The following is a 1,377-nucleotide window of genomic DNA, read 5'->3' on the forward strand; positions in this document are numbered from 1 at the left end:
ATGTAGACAGCGACCTGTTACACGAGGATCTGTCACTTCTGAAAAATAATTAGAGGTATTCATTTTGCAATGATAAACTTTTTAGAGGAATTTTGGTGCGGTCGCCCTGCAGCGTATAACTTGTTGTACATTTGTTTTTTTCTATAATGATATAAGAAATATGACACAAAACATTTTCGTTTACATGGACTTTTAGGTCGCTCGGAAGCGGGAGGCGGGAAAAGATAGTACGGCTGATCTCTACCGCGTGGTTCGCAACCGGCTGTACCGTTTTTGGAAAGGCGCTTCGCTGCAATGGACAGATATAACCGCCGCCATGGTGGATGATTTTGGCAGTTCGCTGCGCGCCAAAGGGCTGGCGGTGAATACGGTGAACAGTTACCTGAGCAGTTTCCGGGCGCTTTGCCATACCGCTTTACGGGAAGGATTGCCCGGACCTGCCTGCGACCCTTTTGCCGGGTTGCATCTCAAACGGAAGGAAACGGCCAAACGTGCTTGATGATCGCGGAAGTCAATAAAGTGATGCAGGCGGACTATCCGGTGGAACCTTCGCTGCGTGAAGCGCTCGACCTGTTTATTTTCTCTTACCTCGCCTGCGGAATCTCTTTTGTGGACCTTGTCTACCTGACAAAGAAAAACATCGTGGGCGGTGAGATCGTTTATTACCGGCATAAGACCGGGGCACTGATACGGGTGGGGATTACACCTGCCATGCGGTTACTCTTGAGAAAGTATGGGCAGAAAGGTTCCCCTTACCTTTTCCCCATTTTTTCGGCGAGCAAGGACGGACACGAAGCCTATAAAGCCGCGCTCCGTAAATACAACAGCCTGCTTGTGATTATCGGTGAGCGCCTGCATCTGTCGGTGAAGCTGACCTCCTATGTGGCACGCCATTCATGGGCTACCGAGGCGCTCCGGCAGAATATCCCGGTGGCAGTTATCAGCCAGGCTATGGGACATACCTCGGAGAAGACAACCCGTATCTACCTGGCTCAACTGGACCAGTCGGTACTGAACAAGGCGAATACGAAGATTACGAAGAAAGCGGCCGATATGTTTCTGGAAAGGGCCTGAACCCTTATTTACGAAATAAGGGTGGCAAGTATTAATATTAACTTCTATAATGCAGTGAAACTTGTTTTTCAAAGCATCTTGCACGGCAAAGATAGAGAATAAAAACCAAGGAAAAGCGTATCTTAACATATTTCTGAAACATGAATTTGCTTTGGACTAGATTGTTATGTACCTAAGTGATGTCAAAGCAACTATTTATTACCATCAACCGTTTCCGTAATCGTGTAAAAGGAGAGATAAATAATGTATTCACGCAGTTGGTTCTTGTCCTTGCCGACAAAGGTTTCATCAGCCTTGACGTAG

At 47.1% G+C, this 1,377-nt stretch carries 2 protein-coding genes; both read left to right on the plus strand.

Annotated elements, in window-relative coordinates; all coding sequences use genetic code 11:
- The first annotated feature begins 247 nt into the window (after positions 1-247).
- A complete protein-coding gene (locus DXA15_RS27455; RefSeq protein ID WP_233567636.1) occupies positions 248-499 on the plus strand; it encodes a phage integrase SAM-like domain-containing protein in 252 nt (83 codons plus the stop codon).
- Positions 499-1,074, plus strand: a complete 576-nt coding sequence (locus DXA15_RS27460) for a site-specific integrase (RefSeq protein WP_233567637.1) — start codon at positions 499-501, stop codon at positions 1,072-1,074. The genes DXA15_RS27455 and DXA15_RS27460 overlap by 1 nt, the downstream gene beginning before the upstream one ends.
- Positions 1,075-1,377: the final 303 nt, after the last annotated feature.

Source organism: Parabacteroides sp. AM58-2XD (genome assembly GCF_003463685.1).
Lineage (GTDB): Bacteria > Bacteroidota > Bacteroidia > Bacteroidales > Tannerellaceae > Parabacteroides > Parabacteroides segnis.

Coding starts and splice junctions, on each gene's coding strand:
- DXA15_RS27460 (WP_233567637.1), top strand. CDS start 499: ATGATCGCGGAAGTCAATAAAGTGATGCAGGCGGACTATCCGGTGGAA.